Source organism: Aliivibrio finisterrensis (genome assembly GCF_008933155.1).
GTDB classification, from domain to species: Bacteria; Pseudomonadota; Gammaproteobacteria; order Enterobacterales; family Vibrionaceae; genus Aliivibrio; species Aliivibrio finisterrensis.
In genome coordinates, this window is sequence record NZ_WBVP01000121.1 from 1 (window position 1) to 278 (window position 278).

General features: G+C 48.9%; 1 protein-coding gene. It reads left to right on the forward strand.

Annotated features, from left to right (window positions below):
* The coding region (locus tag F8B77_RS17810) for a hypothetical protein (RefSeq protein WP_167512887.1) at positions 1-278 on the forward strand (278 nt) is incomplete at both ends.

The following is a 278-nucleotide window of genomic DNA, read 5'->3' on the forward strand; positions in this document are numbered from 1 at the left end:
GGTGTTACCCTCGATACGTCAAGCGCTCACAATACGTTAGTGGTTGCTGATAAAGGCGATGGCGCCGAGAATCCTGTTTTGGAGCTGGTTGATCCAGTAGCAGGCATTTATATCCGTGAAGGTGTTTTAAAAGTGGGTAGCGCCAAACTGCCAAGCGACATCACGGTAAGTGCAGATGATACCTCGGCACATTGGCCATCAGGTCAAAGCAAATTATTCTGTGATGGGCCAAATATCAGCGAATACGCCCACACCTTGCAACTTGCAGTAGGGGCTAA